The sequence below is a fragment of the Secundilactobacillus pentosiphilus genome, assembly GCF_002217985.1.
GTDB lineage: Bacteria > Bacillota > Bacilli > Lactobacillales > Lactobacillaceae > Secundilactobacillus > Secundilactobacillus pentosiphilus.
Window position 1 is genome coordinate 47455 of record NZ_BCMI01000007.1, and the last position, 19431, is coordinate 66885.

The window sequence follows — 19431 nt, forward strand, 5'->3', positions numbered from 1 at the left end:
CTTTCAGGCAAATTAAGTCAGTCCTTTCCAGGAAATAAGGATAACACTGATTGAAATCGATAGCGGTTATATTTTAATGAGAATTTTGACTCCCGCTGGTTCCCGTTCAATGACTGCCGCGTTTAAGGTACTTACTGCCTTCACTGCTGGCTAAGCGGCTCAATTCATGGGTCTGAATAAATTGACTCACCCACTGCGGATTGACTTTACTGTAGTTTCGCAGCGCCCAGCCAATGGCCTTTTGAATGAAGAACTCAGGTGTCTCAAGGTCGGGTAAAATGGCTGCCGTCAGCATCTGGGTGTCGGTGTTTTCCTTTTCCATCAGCTGTAGGGTGATGGCAACCCGTCGCATCCAAAAGTTAGGCTGGCCGTTAAACAGATCAAACACCGCGTTCTTATCCGTTGGGTGGAACCGAATATAATCGCCAAAGCCTTTACGCAGCGCATCAACCGAATCCCACCAGGCTTTTTGAGTGACTAACGAAGCAAGCTGGCTCACATCATCCAGGGTCATCCGCTTCACGTTGGCCACCATCAAATCAATGGCAACGTACTGATACTCCCGCTCAGAGCGCTGATAAATGGCTGCTATTCCGGCAAGCAGTTCTGGTAGCGTGACGGTCTTACTTTGACTGATCAGCCCTTTAGACTGCCGTTTACGTTCAGGTGTTTTAAGGCCGGAAAAGCTAAATTGGTCGCGCATGTAGTGCGCCATGGGTCCACTTAATTTTGAATCACCCACTAATTCAAACTGGTCAAAGATCGTCATTACAACACCCCACGAAAAATTTTGTTCATCGAATCTCCTCCAATTTCAGATCAAACACTCTCGTCATCAATCATTGTACCAAAGGTCCAGAATCGATTGTAGCATCGTGCCTGTCCCACTTGCTGGTCACCTCTAAAGAAGCTTGCAAGAAGTCTCTAAAACAATTATGATAAACAAATGTACATATTTATTATTTTTTAATCTTAAGGGGAAATCCATATGATCTTATTCGGTGCGTTAGCAAATGGCCTCGCCGTTGCCTTAGGCGGCAGCGTGGGGTTAATTTTTCAAAAAGGCATCTCAGAACGTGTCAAAACGCTAGTGACCCAGAGTTTAGGTATCTGTGTTGCTTACGTCGGTATTAGCGGCTCACTGAAGGGAACCAATACCGTTTTCGTGGTGCTTTCCATGGTGATTGGCGCCGTTCTGGGTGAGCTGATTGACTTCGATCGTCAGTTTAAGCGGTTTGGCGACTGGTTAGGAACCTTATTCGGTACGAACAGTAATAATCATTTTTCAGAGGGCTTTGTCACTGGAACACTGTTCATCTGCGTGGGTGCCATGGCCATTGTCGGTTCGCTGCAAAGCGGTATGACGGGTAATAATCAAGTCCTGTACACCAAGTCCATGATCGATGGTATTTTTATTCTGATTTTGTCCACAACGCTGGGGTTAGGCGTGGCCTTTTCGTCCATTTCAGTGGTCCTCTACGAATCAGTTTTAACCTTGCTGGCCAAGTGGGTGGCGCCGTTCTTCACCCACCCAGTGATCAACGAAATGACTTGTGTTGGTTCGCTTTTGATCCTGATCATCGGTTTAAACATGCTTAAGCTGACTAAGATTAAAGTGGCAAACCTGCTGTTAGCACCGTTTATACCAATCTTGCTATACGCTATTTTTAAATAGCCCAATCAGGTGAACCGCGGTTACCGGGGCACTTGCGAGTTAAGCCGCGCCTAGTTTTGACACTCATACTAAAATGTCCCAAATAGGTCTTGTTACTTTGAATCGCCCGCCCTCCCGATTATACTGTGCGTAATTAAGAGGAAGGGAATGACTTCACATGACAAGTTACGCACCAAGGGACCCGAAAACGGATCGGCTGTTGACACCAGAAAACAGTGTTTTTGCTATTATTGACTATCAATCCACGCAAATTAATTCAATTGAATCGATGAACCGCTATCAGTTAGTTAACAACATCGTTGCCACTGCTAAACTGCTGCAAGCTTTCCACGTGCCCGTGATTCTTTCAACGGTAAACGTTGCTAGCGGCCGTAACCAGGATACGATTGCTCCCCTCAAAGACGTTTTGGGAGACACGCCTTCCTATGACCGGACCGCTATCAATGCCTGGGAGGATCGTGAATTCAACGAGGCCATCACGGCCACGAACCGTCGTAACATCATCATGGCGGCACTGTGGACTGAAGCCTGTTTAACTTTTCCCGCCCTTGATGCCATGGCTGAAGGCTACGAAGTATACCCGGTTGTCGATGCCGTCGGCGGTACCAGTCTGGCTGCCCACGAAGCCGCGTTACGCCGTATCGAACAGGCGGGTGCCCACCCCACCTCCTTCTCACAGCTGGCGTGTGAACTGCAACGTGATTGGAACCGGACCGAAACTGTGCCGGCTTTCTTAGAAAATATGATTGCCGCGGGTAAGTTTCTAAAGCTGTAAAGATTGCCACGACTCTTTTAACGGCAGAACCACAAATAAGACCTCTTCCGCTACCTAACGGAAAAGGTCTTATTTGAATAATGATACTTTAAGTTAATTCAGCTTAGTTTTTTTGAACTGCGTCGCTAATTAATCGTGCTACGTAATCGCCAAACTCGCTGGTACTTAGGACCGTTGTGTCAGCCGTTTTAGCAAAATCGACCGTCACGTGGTGCGACTTGATCGCCTGTTCAATGCCGCTGCGGATTAAGGCTGCGACTCCCGACCAACCTAGATAATCAAACATCATGGCACCCGACAAAATAATGGAAGTCGGGTTCAACTTGTTTTGGCCGGCAAACTGCGGTGCTGTCCCGTGAGTCGCTTCAAAGATGGCGTGCCCGGTTTGATAATTAATGTTGCCGCCAGGGGCGATGCCAATACCGCCAACTTGTGCCGCTAAAGCATCCGAAATGTAATCGCCGTTTAAATTCATGGTGGCAACCACTTCAAAATGCTCAGGGTAAAGTAGGGATTGCTGGAAAAAGTTATCGGTAATGACATCGTTAACGATCAGTTTTCGTTCATCCCGCGCAGTTTGATACGCCTGCTGAGCAGCTTGCTCTCCCTGGTCGGCCTTAATTTGCTCATAGCGATTCCAGGTAAAGACTCTGTCCCCGTACTCTTCGGCAGCTTCGTAGCCCCACTTTTTAAAATTACCCTCGGTTTTTTTCATAATGTTGCCCTTGTGAACCAGGGTCAGGGTGTGGCGGTCGTTTGCCAGGGCGTAGTCAATCGCGGCGTTCACCAGCCGGGTCGATCCCTGCTTAGAAATCGGCTTAATGGCATACGCGGCGCTATCCGGAAACCGCACTTTGCTTAACTTATCCTGCTTAGCAAGCAGCTTTTCCCACTCTTTGGCGTCTTCAGTACCAACGTCACTTTCGATACCAGCGTAAATATCTTCCGTATTCTCCCGAAAAACATCGATGTTGACGTTCTCGGGATGAACCACTGGTGACGGAGTTCCTGGATAATAAGTGACCGGACGAAAGCAGGCATACAGGTCCAGTTTCTGACGTAACGTGACGTTAATTGACCGGTGGCCAACGCCGATGGGGGTCGTTAACGGCCCCTTGATCCCAACTAAGTCCTCGCGCAGCGTTGAAAGCGTCTTGTCCGGCAGCCACTGACCCGTTTCCTGATAAGCCTTCTCGCCCGCTAATAGCGGTAACCACTTGACCTGTTTTTGACCGTCATAGGCTTTCTGAATCGCTGCATCAAACACGGTCTGTGCTGCTTGCCAAATTTCGGGACCGATACCGTCCCCCTTAATAAAGGGGATTACCGGATTATTCGGAACTTGAAGCTGACCGTTTTGCATCGTCACTTTTTCTTCAGTCAATTACATTTCCTCCTTATCAGCACGGTAATGGCGGTTCGTCTGTCCAACGTATTCGGAAGATGGCCGGATCAGACAGCCCTCCGCCTGCTGCTCAGTGATATGTGCCAGCCAGCCCGCTGTACGGCAAGCCGCAAACATCATTGTAAAGGTCTTTTTATCCAGGCCGAAGCAGTGGTAGATCAGCGCCGTATAGTAATCAACGTTGGGGTGAAGATGCGTTTTTTCAAACATATAGTCCCTGATCTGCTCCTGCAGAGCGAAGTAGGCATCATTATCCGTTTCGTGAGCAATCTGACGGGCGATTTCTCGCAGAATTGTTGCCCGCGGATCCCCATTTTTATAGATCCGGTGACCAAAGCCCATAATTTTACGTCCCGTAGCCATCTGGTCGTTCACGTATACCGTCGGCTCCTGACCGGTTTGACGAATGGTTTCCAGCATTTTAAAGACTTTTTCGTTGGCACCGCCGTGCAGCGGCCCCTTCAAGGCACAAACAGCTGCGGTCAAACACGAATAGTAATCCGCTTTAGTAGAGGCAACCACTCGTGCGGTGAAGGTCGACGCGTTGAACTCATGATCAGCATGCAGCACCATCACCGTATTAAACATGGCGACTCGTTCAGCAGTCGGCCGCTTCCCGGAAAACAAGTAAACAAAGTTTTCAACGACCCCCCAATCAGAATTGGCGTGCAGCACCGGCTGATCGTCTCTGATTCGAATGATTGCCGCAATCGCGGTCAGCATCTTGCCTAAAATCCGTGGCGGATCATCGCGTTCAACGTCATTAGTAGTCCCCAGAAGAGAAACCGTCGTTCTCAAAATACTCATGGGATGCTGCGGTTCCTTGGCGATCCGAGTCATCAACCGTATCGTTTCGTCCGGCAGCACCATTTTCGATACCAGCAGCTTTCGAAACGCCTTTAATTCGTCAGCACTAGGCAAGCGGGTATGCCACAGCAGGAAAACGACTTCTTCGAACGGCGCGTTTTGCAGCTCCTTGATTGGATAGCCTGCATACGTTAAAACCGCGTTTTGCGTTGAGCTAATTTTAGTCTGATCAACAACAACACCATCTAACCCTTTTGGTAATTTCATGTGATCACCTCTAATATCAATCCTTGTTTTGACGATCAGCAGATACTTTACTCGTCACGATCATTGGCATAATGCCGCCATTTCTGTAATAGTTCCAGTCCGCCGGTGTATCAAAACGCACGACCGCGTCGAACTTGGTTTGCTTCCCCGCCTTCTGCGCGGTCACGTGAGCCACTTGCCCATCGATATCGATTGAGAAGGTTTCCGTGCCGTCAAGCCCTAACGATGCCGCGGTTTGACCCGGTTGATACTGCAGCGGGACAACGCCCATCATGGCTAAATTAGCACGGTGGATCCGTTCAAAGCTTTCGGCAATAATGGCTTTGACCCCCAGCAGTTTGACCCCTTTAGCAGCCCAGTCGCGGGACGACCCCATACCGTAGTCTTTTCCCGCCAGTACCACTAAGCCGGTATGATCAGCGTGGTATTTCTGTGCCGCTTCAAAAATGGTCGTTTCTTCATTGGTTGGCAAATAGCGGGTAAAGCCCCCCGTTTTATCGGGAGTTAACTGATTTCTCAAGCGAATATTGGCCAATGTGCCACGCATCATGACTTCGTGATTACCACGCCGTGAGCCATAGGAATTAAAGTCTTTCGTCGCGATTCCTTTCGATTTCAAATATTTACCGGCGGGTGTTTGCGCCCCAATAAAACCGGCTGGGGAAATATGGTCGGTCGTGATCGAATCGCCTAACTTTGCCAGGACTCGCAGACCGGAAAAGTGCTGACTGCCGGCTTGCCCATCGAAAAATGGCGGCGAAGCAATATAAGTTGAGCTGTCATCCCACTGGTAAGTTGGTGACTCAGGTGCCGGCAGTTTATCCCAGGTCATATTCTGACTCAAGATGGACTGATAGTTCTTTTGAAATTCCTTTGGCTTGAGGTAGGCTTGCTCCAGTTGCGTCACTTCCGCATCTTTAGGCCACAGATCCTTCAGATATACCGGGGTGCCGTCCTTAGCGGTACCCACGGGCTGAGTCGTGAGGTCAATGTCACAGGTTCCCGCCAACGCGTAAACCACGACCAATGGCGGTGAAGCCAAGTAGGTATCCTTGATCAGTGGATTGACCCGGCCCTCAAAGTTACGGTTACCGCTTTCGACCGCTGTGATTGGGTAAGGTGCATTGGTCAGGCGCGTTTGAAGATCTTCTTTCAACTGTCCCGAGTTGCCAATACAAGTGGTACAGCCGTACCCGACCAGGTTAAATCCCAGCTTATCTAAGTATGGCTGAAGTCCCGCAGCCGCCAAATACTGAGTCACCACTCGTGATCCCGGTGCCAGCGAAGTTTTAACATAGTCCGGTACCGTTAGGCCAAGTTCAACCGCCCTTTTGGCAACTAAACCAGCTGCCAACAGCACTTTGGGGTTCGAGGTATTCGTACAGCTGGTAATGGCCGCAATCCCAATTGATCCAACCCGAATACTGAACTTTTTACCGTCGACCGTTACCGGGTAATCAGGCATCTTCCGGCGATCATCAAACTGTTTGGGCATATTCTTAAGATAAACCGTATCCTGCGGCCGGTTAGGCCCTGCTAAACTACTTTGAACAGTTGTTAAATCAAGTGATTCATTCTCGCTATAACCTGGAACCACCTTGTCGTTATAGAAAAGATGGTTAGTCTTTGCATAATTTTCCACTAATTCAATCTGTGCCTCAGAACGGTTGGTCAGCTTGAGGTAATCAATGGTTTGCTGATCGATCGGGAAAAAGCCGCAGGTTGCACCATATTCCGGTGCCATATTGGCAATCGTTGCCCGGTAGGCCAGGGGCAGGCTCTTAGCGCCAGCACCGTAAAATTCAACGAACTTGCCGACAACGTTGTGTTCCCGCAGTAGATGCGTCAACGTCAGTGCCAGGTCAGTTGCCGTGATCCCCTCGCCTAACTGACCAGTCAGCTTGACGCCCACCACCTTTGGCATGGGCATATAAGTGGCTTCACCCAGCATACTGGACTCGGCTTCGATACCGCCGACGCCCCAGCCAAGAACACCCAGTCCGTTGATCATCGTGGTGTGGGAATCGGTCCCCACCAGCGTGTCAGGAAAGGCTTCATAACTGCCATCCGCCAACTTTTTGGCGTGAATAACGTCTGCGAGGTATTCCAAATTAACCTGGTGGATGATTCCAGTATCCGGCGGGATCACCGTTAGGTTTTCAAAACTGTTTTGGGCCCACTTTAAAAAGGTATAGCGTTCACGATTCCGCTTAAATTCTTGCTGAATGTTAAAGGAAAAGGCCTGCTCATTACCGGCATGATCAACTTGCACTGAGTGGTCGATCACCAGGTGAACCGGGACTTCCGGATTAATCGAACTGACGTCGCCGCCTCGTTTAGCAACTTCATCACGCATCGCTGCCAGATCAACTAACGCTGGTACACCCGTGAGATCTTGGAGGATCACCCGTTCCGGTTGGTGCGGGATGTCCTCGTCATGGTGGTGATCCCAGTCAGCAAAACTAGCCAAAACCGGCTTTCTTTCGGGATCTTGGTCAGCATGGCGTAATGCTTCTTCCAGCAAAATCCGAATGGTATAAGGCAACGTTTCGGCACTTTGCCCATGGTCCTTTAAATAAGCATCAATGTTGTAAAAGCGGTATGACCCACTCGCTAAATTCAGTTGCTGCCGGTACGATTTATTCATCAAAAAGCCACCGTCCTTTAAACCTGTCAATGAATCATTAATCATTTAACCTAAAGTCCGAATAATTTGCGATATCCCCAATTAAATTGTTAACAACTCATTCTATTTTAATTGTATTCTCATTTATATTTAATCTAGTCGCAGTCATAACCTTTGTCAAGAACTATCTGCATCATGATACCTTTGGTTGGCTAAAAATTTAAACTTGCTAGCTTGTCTATTATTGCCAATAAAGCGGCTTAAATGGGGACGGAAAAAAGCACCTCACTCTTCTATCGATTGAGGTGCTTTTTCTTAATTAAAATTAGTATACCAATTAGTTAAAAAACGTTAAACCTGAGTATCTTTTTAGTCTTTAGGGGCTACAGCACTATCAATCAGCTCTACTTTAACGCCCCGTTTGACTAATTTAGCCCGACCAGCAGTGACAAATCGGCTGCGAATACTTGGTTTGGTGAGCTCGTAAACTTGTTCAAATAGCTTATTTAATACCTGAAGCGCATCATCACTGCTATCAAAGCCAATTGCCAACGTTTTTTCCTTCAGCGCATTATACTTCAGCGTTTCAAATTTGACCTTGTTTTTCACAATTTTTAATCTGGAAAAATCATAAATGCCATTTTGCCGCAGAAGAAAATGGTAGAGTTCCCGCTTAGTACGCTGAAAAACTTCAAATTTGGAACCCTTGCTGAGAAAGACGTACTGGCTCTTACCCGCTTTTGTCTTCAGGGTATCGCCCTTACGTAACGTAAAGTTCCGCAAGTTTTCGTATGACCCCGTAGACACATTGACTTGATCGGCAAAAAAATCGGCTGAAAAACCGGAGCCCGCGTCAAAATCAATGTTTACACTGGTCGTTTTTTTCTTATCGTGCGCGACGAAAATTTCACTATCATCGTATGGCATCCTAAACGTACCATCTAAGTCAACGTCTTGAATATCGCTCAAGTGCCTGGACAGCGAAACTTCAGATGGTTCGTTCAAATCAATAATCTTTGCAAACTTATAACCCTTTTGATGTTTAATAATCGGGATTGTTAACGTTTCAGACTTACTTGTCATAAGCTCACCCTTCTTAAAAATCATGATTGTTAGCTACATTTTGTCCTATTTAAGCCTAGCACATAGCGCCTATAAATAACACTATTAGATCATAAATTCAGTTCTGCGGCTACTTTTACAGGTGAAATGAGAGAATAACATGGTCTAACTAAAATGGCAAAAAGATTAAAATTTAGTTTGACATTCCACATTTTAGTGTTATTATAATCACAACTTGATAAGCAAATGCGTTAACGAGGATAACGTTGGTACGCCCTAAGCGAGTTCGGTCTGGTGTAAGCGAACAATTGTACTGACAAATCACCTCCAAGCATTTTTGATGAACGGCGACTAGTAATCAAAGACGGAGTCAATCTCCGATATCAACTTGGATCTGTGTTAGCAGATCGTAAGTTTCACTTGGTGACGAGTGGAAAACATAAAGGTGGTAACGCACACGTGCCCTTTAAGTCAGAGATGGCTTAAGGGGTATTTTTGCTTTTAGAGTCAAATACATATTTAAAGGGGTAATACATATGAAATTCACAGTTGTAGGATCAGGTGCAATGGGTCTGCGGTATGGTGTTTTATTACAGGATGCTGGTAACGAAGTTGACTTTGTCGATGGCTGGAAGCCTAACGTTGAGAAGATGCGCGAACAGGGCGGTGTTTATGTCTCTCGGGATCACGAGGATAAGCACCTCGTTCCCGTCAACGTTTACTATCCGGAAGAATATGACGGTAACCCCGATTGCTACGTTTTCTTCCTTAAACAAATGCAGTTGTCAGATATGCTGAAGCGTTGCGAACACTTCTTCAAGCCTAATCAGTACGCCTTTACCTGCATGAACGGGATGGGCCACGTTGAAAAGCTGCTGAAGTACTTCAAGCCAGACAAGCTGGTTGCGGGCACCGCACTGGTTGCCACCGTTTTGAACGGTCCTGGCGACGTAGACTTTATCGGTAAACGCGGCGCTGGGTCGATGAACCTGGCTAACTACACCGAAAAGCCAGACGAATTTACGCATCAACTGGTTGAACAGCTTGAAAAGGCACAGTTCCATCCGAACCTCACCACTAACTTCCGTGGTACTTTGATGGCTAAAGTGGTCTTTAACTCCGTTGTTAACACCCTTTGCACCATGTTTGAAATGACCATGGGCGAATACGCCGCTTACGATGGTGCTAACGAAATGAGTCAGCAGCTGATCGATGAAGCCTATGACGTTTGTGAACGTGACGGCGTCCAGATGCTCAACACACGCAAAGAAGAACTGGACAGCATCAATTACGTTTCTAAGGTTGCTAACCCGCTCCACTACCCGTCAATGTATCAGGATATGCATAACTACCGGCCGACCGAAGTCGACTATATCAACGGCTACCTGGTTAAGCTGGGACAGAAGCATAACTACTTTGCTAAGACCCACGCTTTTCTGACCCACGAGGTTCACTTGGCAGAGCTTGGCAAGCAGCGCGAACTCAAGCAAATGCGCGAAGAAGAAGCCGCACCGGAAACGGTGGTTGAACAGCAACGAGTTGTTGGAAGGTGATCTTTTGAATCAGAAATAATGAAGCGGTGAACCTCAATCCAAGAGGCCCATCGCTTTTTGTCTTTCCAATGATGATATCGGTGAATTCATGTTATTCTGTTAGGTGAATCAGCATGTCATTTCTGAATTAAAGGAGCGGTCTATCATGCAATTAACGAGATTACTGCACATTCAAAACCCCATCATTCAAGGATCAATGGCTAGGATTTCAACGCCCGCCTTAGTCGTTGCGGTAAGTGAAGCTGGTGGGTTAGGTGTCCTCACCACCACTGGTGCCACTGCCAACTCACTTCAACAGGACTTGAAAACCATTCGTGCGGCTACTAAAAAACCGTTTGGCGTTAATTTGATGCTGCAGCAACCCAACATCGCTGAACTCCTGCCTGTACTGCAAGCTGATCCAGTTCCCGTTGTCTTTACGAGTGCTGGCAACCCCGCTCCGTTTATGAACGAACTGCTCGCTCTGGGCACTAAAGTAATCCCCGTTGTTCCAAACGTTAAAATCGCTAAAAAGATGGCGGCCCTTGGTGCATCCGCAATTGTTGCTGAAGGTCTAGAATCTGGCGGTCATATTGGGACTGAGACCACGATGGCATTAGTACCACAAGTTGTTGCAGAGGTGACCATTCCAGTTATTGCTGCTGGTGGTATTGGGACTGCCGCTGGGGTGAAGGCCGCCTTTGCGTTAGGCGCCGTTGGCGTTCAGGTGGGTACCGCCTTTTTAGCTGCAGAGGAAACGCCCATCCATAATAATTACAAACAATTGGTGATTCAAGCTGATGATAATGGTACAGTAGTTACCGGAACTGGTGATAATCGGGTACGCAGTTTGAAGAACGCGCTTACCGAAATTCTGCTGGCCACTACTGATCCTGCAAGGTTTGAGCAATTATCACAGGGCTCACTGCAACGTGCCATTGATGGTGATGTGGACCGCGGCAGTTTCATGGCTGGCCAAATTGCGGGCGCTATTAACGAGATTCGCCCCACTAAAGCGATTGTCACTGATCTGGCTAAAGGCGTTCCAACCATCATTGAAGACTTATTCTAAGAAGGAGTTTCATATTTATGATCAAAGAAATTAACCATAACCAAGCGTTCCTCTCCCGAAAGGCAACTCGTGCTACTGAAGCAGACGCCGCGGCTGTCACCGATCTGGTTGATACTTTAAAAGCAAACACCAACCGTGCTGTGGGTTTAGCCGCAAACATGATCGGTGTCAATAAACGGATCATCGCCATTCAGCTTGGCGTCCTTTCCATTCCGATGATCAATCCGGAAATCACCAAAAAAAGTGATCCTTACGAGGCGACGGAAGGCTGCTTGTCGCTGGAAGGTCAGCGGACAACGACCCGGTATAAAACCATTGAGGTGACGTATCAGGATCAAAGCTTTAAGCCACATACGCAGACCTTTAAGGATTTTACTGCTCAGATCATTCAGCATGAGGTGGATCACACGAAGGGGATTTTGATTTAGAGCGTAGAGCAACTCGGGTTGATTCCAGAATATAAGAAGGAACGGTGGGTTCCCTGTACTTGGGGAATTCACCGCTCCTTTTTATATGGCCGGAATCAGAGTTGTGGCGCGCGTTTAAGCAATATAAGAAGAAAAGCACTGAGGAATTTTTCTCAGTGCCTTTCTTTTATATGGACTAAACGCGTTCAGAAAGCCTGCCCCCTGCCACCTAAGCAAACTGATCAAAAAATCCAAGTTCGGGATTTTATGATCAGTCTCCTTAGGCTCTGGGGGCAACCCGGCTTTCTTCACGCTCTCTAATTTATTTTCCTCTTCGGATTCAACAACCCCATCGGATCAAACAAGGCCTTAATTTGATGTTGGATTTGGTCCACATCTTCACCCAGTTCCTCGTTGTTCCACTGATTCTTCAACGTACCGACGGCGTGTTCCCCTGAAATCGTACCGCCCAGTTCCAACGTCTTATGAAACATTAATTGCAAAGCTTCCACCACGGCCTGCGGTGCTTCGGTTTCTTCCTTTGGCCAAACGATCGTCGGGTGGACGTTACCGTCACCAGCATGGCCGGCGACGTAGATCTTCAAGTGCTTTTGTTCACCGACTTCATGGATGTAATCCATCATTGGCGCTAATTTAGACAGCGGCATCGCCATATCTTCCATAATGTGGTTTTGGCCAGCAAAGACGGCTGGCAGCATATCCCGCCGCAGTTTTTCCAAGCCGGCCTGCTCTGTCGAATCCGTGGTGACCGTCGCGTTGACCGCGCCGTGCTTATCCATCAGCTCTTTAAGCTTGTTGACCACTTCCGGGACGTTGTTATCCACTTTAAAGATCAGCATCGCACCGCTATTTTCACTGTAGTGAGTTCCTTCGTATCTATCCAAAGCCTCAATCGTGGCATTGTCCAACGCTTCCAGCATACTTGGATAAACGCCGGAGATCCGGATTTCGGCAACCGCTTCAGCCAACTTGGTCATGTTTTCGAAAAAGGCGATCCCCATGGTTGGCTTACCGATTGGAATGGGCATTAACTTCACCGTAACTTCCGTAACGATCCCTAAGGTCCCTTCAGAGCCGACAAATAGCTGAGTCAGGTTGTACCCAAAGGCCTGCTTAAGGGTTCGCCCGCCGACTTTGATCTCGCGGCCATCCGCCAAGACCACTTTCAACCCCAGCACGTTATCCTTCGTGGCGCCGTACTTTACCGTACTCATGCCGCCAGCGTTGGTAGCAACGTTGCCGCCAATGCCGGAAATTGGCTTGGAACCGGGATCCGGTGCGTAGAACATGCCCTGCTTCCGGGCGGCCTTATCCAGATCACCGTTAATGACACCTGGTTCTACAACCGCTAGCGAATCGGCCTTGCTAATTTCTTTGATCTGGTTCATTTGTTTAGTAGAAAGTACGAAGCTGCCCGCCAAGCCATCGGCACCAACTACCGTACTGGTATATTGGTCTTGCGGGATCACCGAAATATGAAATTTTCGGGCGGCCTGCAGAACACCCTGAATATCTTTCGTAGACTTAGCTTCAATATAGGCTAACGCTAAGCCACTTTCATCACTCGTCATCTTAGAACTAAAGGACTGCTTTTTTAGAGTTGCTGGATCAGTAAACACCTGACCGTCAATAACTTTTGATTTCAAAAAGGCAATGATTTCTTCGTTGCTAAACGCACTAAAAACTGTCAATAACATCAAATCCTTTCTAAGCGAAATGCTTCGAGTTTTAGTATAGTGCAATCACAGTAAGGTTGAAATTAATTAGCCTTACAACCATCCGTGGTCTTGATTGGTTACCTTTAAAAGTCCCCATCTCCTCCGTATACCTTAAGTTTTATTAACGTTACTTTAGTTTAACTTCAAAATAGATCATTAATCCGTTAATGTTAATCATTACGGTTATCTATCCGATCATTACTCAATAATCTCATCCAAATAAGGAGTCATCTATGCAAACTCAAAGTCCGAAGCACACGCCGTCCAAACAACGATCCCCAAAAAAGCCCTTTATCATGTGGGCACTGTTCTTACTGATTGTCATCATTGGCGGCGGTGCAACTTATGCCGCCTATCAAACTAAATCAAGCGTTGATAAGACTTACTTGGCTGCCCATGGTGCAAGTCACGCCAAAGTTTCTACCTCAAAACCAGTTAGTATCCTATTGATGGGTACTGATACGGGTGCCTTGGGGCGGACTGATAAAGGCCGGACGGACACCATGATGGTGGTCACCATCAACCCTCAGACTAAAAAAGCAACCATGGTCAGCATCCCTCGGGATACGCTGGTTAAAATTGACGGCACAAACGAGACTGAAAAAATCAACGCAGCCTACACTGTTGGCGGTGCTTCCACCTCGATGAAGACCGTTGAAAACCTGCTAAACGTTCCCATTAACTACTACGCTTTGATTAACATGGGCGGCCTCGAAAAAGTGGTCAATGCCATTGGCGGCGTGGATGTGAACGTACCATTTTCTTGGAATGATTCACACACCCACATGTCGTTTAAAAAGGGCAAGGCGCATTTAAACGGTAAGCGCGCCTTAGCGTTTTCACGGATGCGCTACGAGGATCCTAATGGCGACTACGGCCGCCAAAAGCGGCAGCAGCAAGTGATTCAACAAATCGTTAAAAAGGTAACTAAAACTGGTAACGTCACTATGTATCAGAAACTGCTGAAATTAATGTCTCACAATATGAAAACTAACCTGTCATTTACCGACATGATCAGCCTAGCCGAAAACGATAAAGATTCGATTAAACACGTTAAAAAATCTAGTCTAAAGGGCGTTGGTGCCTATATCAACGCTGAATCGTTCCAGGTCCCCGCTAGTAAAACACTCCAGCGTACTTCCAATACACTGAGGACTTCACTGGGACTGCCTAAACAAACGTTGGACAATTTCAATACGCAGGAAAATCAGCGCAACACCAAGAACGGGTTTGACTGGCAATCAGGTAATAACCCGACTTACACGGTTGACGACCAAAATAGTAACTCTCAAAAATAATCACTAACGAAGACCTACTCAGCAAATCTCGCTGGGTAGGTCTTCTTTAGTGTTTTAGTTTTGATTCAGTTGACTGTGGCGAACGCCGTAGGTCACGTAAATAACGACGCCGATTGCAAACCAGATTCCGGAAACGATCCACGTTTCAAGTGGCAGCTGCAATAGCATCCAGACACAGAGCCCGGCTGAAATGATTGGCAGATATGGATATAGCGGTACCTTAAACCCGGTATTTTGTAAATCTTGCCGTTTCCGCAATGGCAACACGCCGAGCGACATCATGGTAAAGGCAACCAAGGTACCAATATTGACCAGTTGCGTTAACCGATCTAACGACACCAAGCCGCCCATAATGGCAATTACGATTGTGACAGCCAGCAGACTGTGACTTGGTACCTGATGTTTCATTTCAATTTTACCTAAGCCCTTGGGCAGTAAGCCATCACGGCCAATGGAATAAATCAGCCGGGAAGAACTATAAACCATTGACAGCATCATGGTGAACATACCAGCCAGCGCACCGATGGAAATAATACCGGCGACCCAGTTTTGGTTCACTAGCTGGAGCGCGTAAGACACGGGGGCGGCCACGTTTAATTTCGTGTAGGAAACCATACCGGTCAGAACCGCTGCAACCACCATGTATAACAAAGTGCAGATGATCAGCGTGCCAATAATCCCGATCGGCATATTACGCCGCGGATTTTTGACTTCCGCTGCGGAAGCAGACACGCAGTCAAAACCTAAGTAGGCGTAAAATACTAAGGATGCACCGCGCATAATACCGTGAGAGCCGTACGGCATAAACGGTATCCAGTTACTTGGCTTCACGTAGAACAGGCCGACAACGATAAATAATATAATAATCGCAATTTTAGCAACCACGATAATGTTATTGATTCGGGTTGACGTTTTAACCCCCTGCGTCAGTAATAAACTAATGCCCAGCACGATCAAAATTGCAAACAGGTTGAAGTACGTGCCGTGGGCCGGATCGAAACTACCCGTAATGGCCTTAGGTACGGTAATCCCTAACCCCTTTAAAAACGAGATCAAATAAGCTGACCAGCCGGTAGAAACCGCCGCTACTGACAGCATATACTCTAATACCAGCGCCCAGCCAATCACCCAACCGACAAATTCGCCAAAGACGATGTTGCCGTACGAATAAGCACTGCCGGCAACGGGCAACGCCGAAGAAAATTCCGCGTAGCACATGGCCGCGGTGGAACAAACGAGTGCCGCTAACACGAATGACACGACAATTCCGGGACCGCTATATAACGCAGCAACCGTTCCTGGAAGGATAAAGATCCCTGATCCAATCACGGTTCCCACCCCTAATAGTACTAAATCTTTGGCATCCATTGACTTCTCTAGCAGACTGTCCTTATCTAAATACCGATCCAGTGATTCCTTTTTGGTTAACCGACCGACTAACCGTGAGACCATGGTGTTTTCCATCTTTTTTTCCTCCTCTTCACCACACTTCAATGGGCGAACACTAACTGGCCAAGCCAACAAAAAACACCAGGGACCACAATGTCCGCTGGTGTTTTAACCAGCCAGACAGCCCAAGCGTTCCGCCTAGCTGTCTGACCAATAGTGATAAGTGCCATGCTAATAGCAACTTCTCTAACTTACTGGTTGATAGCCAGGCTGGTTAAAGAAGAAGAAAAATCGCTGTTCAGTTGAACTTGAACGATCAATTAGCATCAATTGGCACTCCCTTGTTTGTTGATAACAAATATTCTAACAATTTAATTAAAAAAGTACAAGTTAAAAATGATATTTAAATCATTTTACTGATATCAGTTTGTCGTAACCCGGGTTGCGTCCCCGGACAGGCTTCATCGACGCGAAATCCCGTCTCCAACAAGCTTTGTCACGGCGTCCTTTAGAAACTATTGCGCCGTTTCAACAAATTTTTTCATTAAGAAAATGTTGGCAACGACTTCAAGTGCCGCTACTAAAACAAGGACGCCGAAAAGTGCAAGTATTGCTCCCCATCCTAATGAGAGACCGTTCATCAATGTGCCATAGATTTGGAAAAAGACCGCTCCCAAACGAATAATGGCAAAACTGATGACGATATATAAGATGCCCCGAATAATTTTTTGACGGCCAATTGGCAAGAACGCGTCGATGCTGAGCATGATCAAATGAATCAAGGAAATCGTCGCCCAAGCCATAATAATTGTCGCAATGACTATTCCAAATGCTATGACGATGGTAGCAGCAATTCGATTGGAACTCGTGCCAAATCCTGTTACACCCATCAAACTATTGCCAGTTATCAAGCTCACAACCAGCCGAAGTACAAACTGAACAACCATAAAGTACAGTAAACCAATCAAAGTTGTGCACAAATTGCTTAAATAAATTTTAGTATCACTAGCTGGTATCAAACGGATGGCATCATGCTGATAAACGTCTTCGTTAAACTTTGACAGCCTAATAAAGGCCACCAAAAATGCCAGCGAACTCCAAAGACTGGTGTAAGACTGCAGATCAGATCCGCTGTACGCCCTATTTAAAACAACCGTGTAGACTTCAGTTGCAACGATTGCAATGAGCATCAATAAAATAATTCGGTTCAATGATTTAAATCGATCCCGTAAGAATGCGGGCACTAATGATGTAAACTTAGTCATTTGAATCAGCCTCCCCATACAAGCTTTCGTAGTAGTCCTCAATACTTTGGCCGCTTTCTTCACGAATCACATCGGCAGCCTTGTGTACCGCCACGGTGTTATCCTTGATCACCACGATTTCATCCAGAATCGGTGCAATCTCAGAAACATAGTGATCGCTGATGATCATCAGCGAATCAACTGGCTTCCACTGAATAATGCTGTTAATGATCTTCTTACGGCTCATACTATCGATCCCGCTAAACGGTTCATCCAACAGATAAACACTCGTTTGACGCGCTAACGTCAGACTGATCACAAACTTTTCTCGAGTCCCTTTTGATAGTGCTGATAGGCGTTGCGTTTCATCCAGCTTCAAAAACGAAATCATTTGGTCATACTTTTGTTCGTCAAAATCCGGATAAACCTGCTGATAAAACGCCTTAATTTCACTAATTCGCTTATTAGACGCCATACCACCGAGCGGATTGCTGTAACTGATGAGGCTTTTTCTGGTCGCCGGATCAGTCTCATCATTAATTGAAATCGTCCCGCTGGCGTTTTTCGCTACACCGGCAATTAAACGCATTAATGTCGTTTTACCAGCGCCGTTTTCACCAAGTAGCCCCACGATTTTATTGCCCGATAACGTTAATGAAACATTGGTCAAGATCTTTTTTAAATTCCTGCGATAATTAAGCTGCTCAACTTTCAGCGTTGTTGTCATTTAAATCCCCCTGCCTTTCAATATAGGCTGTTACTTCATCAATAATCTGCTGATTACTAATTTTCAGTCGGTGCAGCCGATCATAAAATTGCTTCAAATACCGGTTGATCAACTTTTCTTTCAACTGTTCAACAATATCTGCGTTATCAGTAACAAAATTGCCTTTGCCGCGTTGCGAAATAATGACACCTTCGTCAATCATTTCACGCAGTGCACGTTGAACCGTATTGACATTAACCGTTAGAGATACCGCAAGCTGTCGTACCGCAGGGAGCTTATCACCCGGTGCTAACTGACCAGCAATAATTTGATCATAGATAACCGTCTTGATTTGGTAGTAAATTGGCACTTTATCGTCAAATTCCATCTCAAACTATCCTTTCTAGTGTATTAGTTTCCTATTACACTATATCACTTATTTTTAAAATTTCAACTTCAACTTGCGGAATTAAGTAAAATCAGCTTCGTAATTTAATTGTAATATTTAAATTTTCAATTAGGGCCTCGCCATAATTCAATGAGAATACGGCGATGGTTACTCTGAACATCGCGAATCCTTTAAAAGCGCTTACAAGTCAGCGTTATAACAGCGTATTGTTATTATAAGAACCGGAAGTTTAATCATAGAACCTTCCCATAATTGAAAAACATTAGTGGCGTTAACCTTTAACACTTTCGTAACATGCCAAGAATTGTTATGCCATCTTCACACTTTCTTCACATTTAGAGACTATATTAAGACCATAGCCTAATATCTTAAGTAAAGGTATTAAGTGAGCTTTTTCATTTTACTCCTCCAAAGTAAAATTTATATTTCCGTGAACCCCATCACGAAAATGCCTACTCCTATAAAGACCACCCTCCCCCGGGTGATCTTTTTTTTGCACAAAAATAAAAGATTCGCTTAGCATTTCACCCCATTGCTACGCGAATCTTTTATTTTGTGCTATACGCTTTTAAAGTAATCCGATTCAAAACCACTTCAGCTACTTAACGACGCTTAACCGTACACTGTTAATTAGGAATCGATCGGCGATGTGAATCTCCCCAGATTGCACATCGCGATTACTTTTACGTGGCCTCCAACCACGTAACGATACTGTCTGTTAGGCCTCCACACCTCAATCACAACTCATCGTTGTAACTTATTTAACAACTAGTGACATTCTCACTGCGTCCATTAAATGTCGAACAGTATCTGCAACAATAAAAGTAAGCTTTTTCCTTTACTCACCAAACCTATTAATTCATGAATCCCCCGGAATTAATAAATCAGCGTTAAGAACAAAAAAGACCCATCCATCGGCCAGCTATAAAAGCCTCCGAGAACGGGTCGTGTCCTAACTGAACGTTAGAACTGAGCATTTAAATTAACTTTTTTCGTTCTTAAGTATATATACAATCTA

The 19431-nt window shown here is 46.1% G+C and carries 17 protein-coding genes; 6 read left to right on the top strand and 11 right to left on the bottom strand.

Translation table 11 applies throughout. From position 1 onward, the window contains the following. Positions 1-106: 106 nt before the first annotated feature. Positions 107-769, bottom strand: coding sequence for a DNA alkylation repair protein (locus CES81_RS04980; RefSeq protein WP_089120915.1), 663 nt, complete (start codon positions 767-769; stop codon positions 107-109). Positions 770-988: 219 nt separating this feature from the next. Here CES81_RS04980 and CES81_RS04985 point away from each other — a divergent pair, with 219 nt between their 5' ends. Together CES81_RS04985 and CES81_RS04990 are read left to right on the top strand one after the other, a co-directional pair. Then, positions 989-1675: a DUF554 domain-containing protein gene (locus CES81_RS04985; protein WP_089089313.1), complete on the top strand. Its 687-nt coding sequence runs from the start codon at positions 989-991 to the stop codon at positions 1673-1675. Between the two features lie 157 nt (positions 1676-1832). Continuing rightward, positions 1833-2450: a hydrolase gene (locus CES81_RS04990; RefSeq protein ID WP_089120916.1), complete on the top strand. Its 618-nt coding sequence runs from the start codon at positions 1833-1835 to the stop codon at positions 2448-2450. A 103-nt stretch (positions 2451-2553) separates the two neighbouring features. Here the strand turns inward: CES81_RS04990 and icd are convergent, their stop codons facing one another. The 4 genes from icd to CES81_RS05010 all read right to left on the bottom strand — a co-directional run bounded on the left by icd (position 2554) and on the right by CES81_RS05010 (position 8638). After that, the gene (gene icd / locus CES81_RS04995) at positions 2554-3834 is read right to left on the bottom strand and encodes an NADP-dependent isocitrate dehydrogenase (protein WP_089120917.1); all 1281 of its coding nucleotides are present in this window, start codon (positions 3832-3834) and stop codon (positions 2554-2556) included. Beyond that, positions 3835-4929 (bottom strand): citrate/2-methylcitrate synthase, encoded by a 1095-nt coding sequence (locus CES81_RS05000; protein ID WP_089120918.1) that lies wholly within the window; start codon positions 4927-4929, stop codon positions 3835-3837. A 16-nt stretch (positions 4930-4945) separates the two neighbouring features. Continuing rightward, positions 4946-7576, bottom strand: a complete 2631-nt coding sequence (acnA, locus tag CES81_RS05005; RefSeq protein ID WP_089120960.1) for an aconitate hydratase AcnA — start codon at positions 7574-7576, stop codon at positions 4946-4948. Positions 7577-7924: 348 nt separating this feature from the next. Further along, positions 7925-8638: a hypothetical protein gene (locus tag CES81_RS05010; protein WP_089089587.1), complete on the bottom strand. Its 714-nt coding sequence runs from the start codon at positions 8636-8638 to the stop codon at positions 7925-7927. 515 nt (positions 8639-9153) lie between these two features. Between CES81_RS05010 and CES81_RS05015 the strand changes: the two genes are divergently transcribed. The 3 genes from CES81_RS05015 (at position 9154) to CES81_RS05025 (ending at position 11649) form a co-directional block, all read left to right on the top strand. Further along, on the top strand, positions 9154-10170 hold the full coding sequence (locus CES81_RS05015) for a ketopantoate reductase family protein (RefSeq protein WP_089120919.1): 1017 nt from the start codon (positions 9154-9156) through the stop codon (positions 10168-10170). A 145-nt stretch (positions 10171-10315) separates the two neighbouring features. Then, positions 10316-11221, top strand: coding sequence for a nitronate monooxygenase (locus tag CES81_RS05020; RefSeq protein WP_180949734.1), 906 nt, complete (start codon positions 10316-10318; stop codon positions 11219-11221). 17 nt (positions 11222-11238) lie between these two features. Then, the gene (locus tag CES81_RS05025) at positions 11239-11649 is read left to right on the top strand and encodes a peptide deformylase (RefSeq protein WP_089120920.1); all 411 of its coding nucleotides are present in this window, start codon (positions 11239-11241) and stop codon (positions 11647-11649) included. A gap of 296 nt (positions 11650-11945) precedes the next feature. Here CES81_RS05025 and CES81_RS05030 read toward each other — a convergent pair whose 3' ends face one another. Next, positions 11946-13340, bottom strand: a complete 1395-nt coding sequence (locus CES81_RS05030) for an FAD-binding oxidoreductase (protein WP_089120962.1) — start codon at positions 13338-13340, stop codon at positions 11946-11948. A 260-nt stretch (positions 13341-13600) separates the two neighbouring features. On the opposite strand from CES81_RS05030, the gene CES81_RS05035 reads away from it, so the two are divergent. After that, a complete protein-coding gene (locus CES81_RS05035) occupies positions 13601-14665 on the top strand; it encodes an LCP family protein (RefSeq protein WP_089120921.1) in 1065 nt (354 codons plus the stop codon). A gap of 54 nt (positions 14666-14719) precedes the next feature. Here CES81_RS05035 and CES81_RS05040 read toward each other — a convergent pair whose 3' ends face one another. The 5 genes from CES81_RS05040 to CES81_RS05055 all read right to left on the bottom strand — a co-directional run bounded on the left by CES81_RS05040 (position 14720) and on the right by CES81_RS05055 (position 18392). Beyond that, entirely contained in the window at positions 14720-16129 is a 1410-nt protein-coding gene (locus tag CES81_RS05040) for an amino acid permease (protein ID WP_225356349.1), read from the bottom strand. 26 nt (positions 16130-16155) lie between these two features. Beyond that, on the bottom strand, positions 16156-16284 hold the full coding sequence (locus tag CES81_RS13745; RefSeq protein WP_263849973.1) for a hypothetical protein: 129 nt from the start codon (positions 16282-16284) through the stop codon (positions 16156-16158). 285 nt (positions 16285-16569) lie between these two features. Beyond that, the gene (locus tag CES81_RS05045; RefSeq protein ID WP_089120922.1) at positions 16570-17319 is read right to left on the bottom strand and encodes a hypothetical protein; all 750 of its coding nucleotides are present in this window, start codon (positions 17317-17319) and stop codon (positions 16570-16572) included. Continuing rightward, positions 17312-18025 carry an ATP-binding cassette domain-containing protein gene (locus CES81_RS05050; RefSeq protein WP_089120923.1) on the bottom strand — a complete coding sequence of 238 codons (714 nt, stop codon included), beginning with the start codon at positions 18023-18025 and terminating at the stop codon, positions 17312-17314. Before CES81_RS05050 ends, CES81_RS05045 begins: the two co-directional genes overlap by 8 nt. Beyond that, a complete protein-coding gene (locus CES81_RS05055) occupies positions 18003-18392 on the bottom strand; it encodes a GntR family transcriptional regulator (RefSeq protein ID WP_089089593.1) in 390 nt (129 codons plus the stop codon). The genes CES81_RS05050 and CES81_RS05055 overlap by 23 nt, the downstream gene beginning before the upstream one ends. Positions 18393-19431: the final 1039 nt, after the last annotated feature.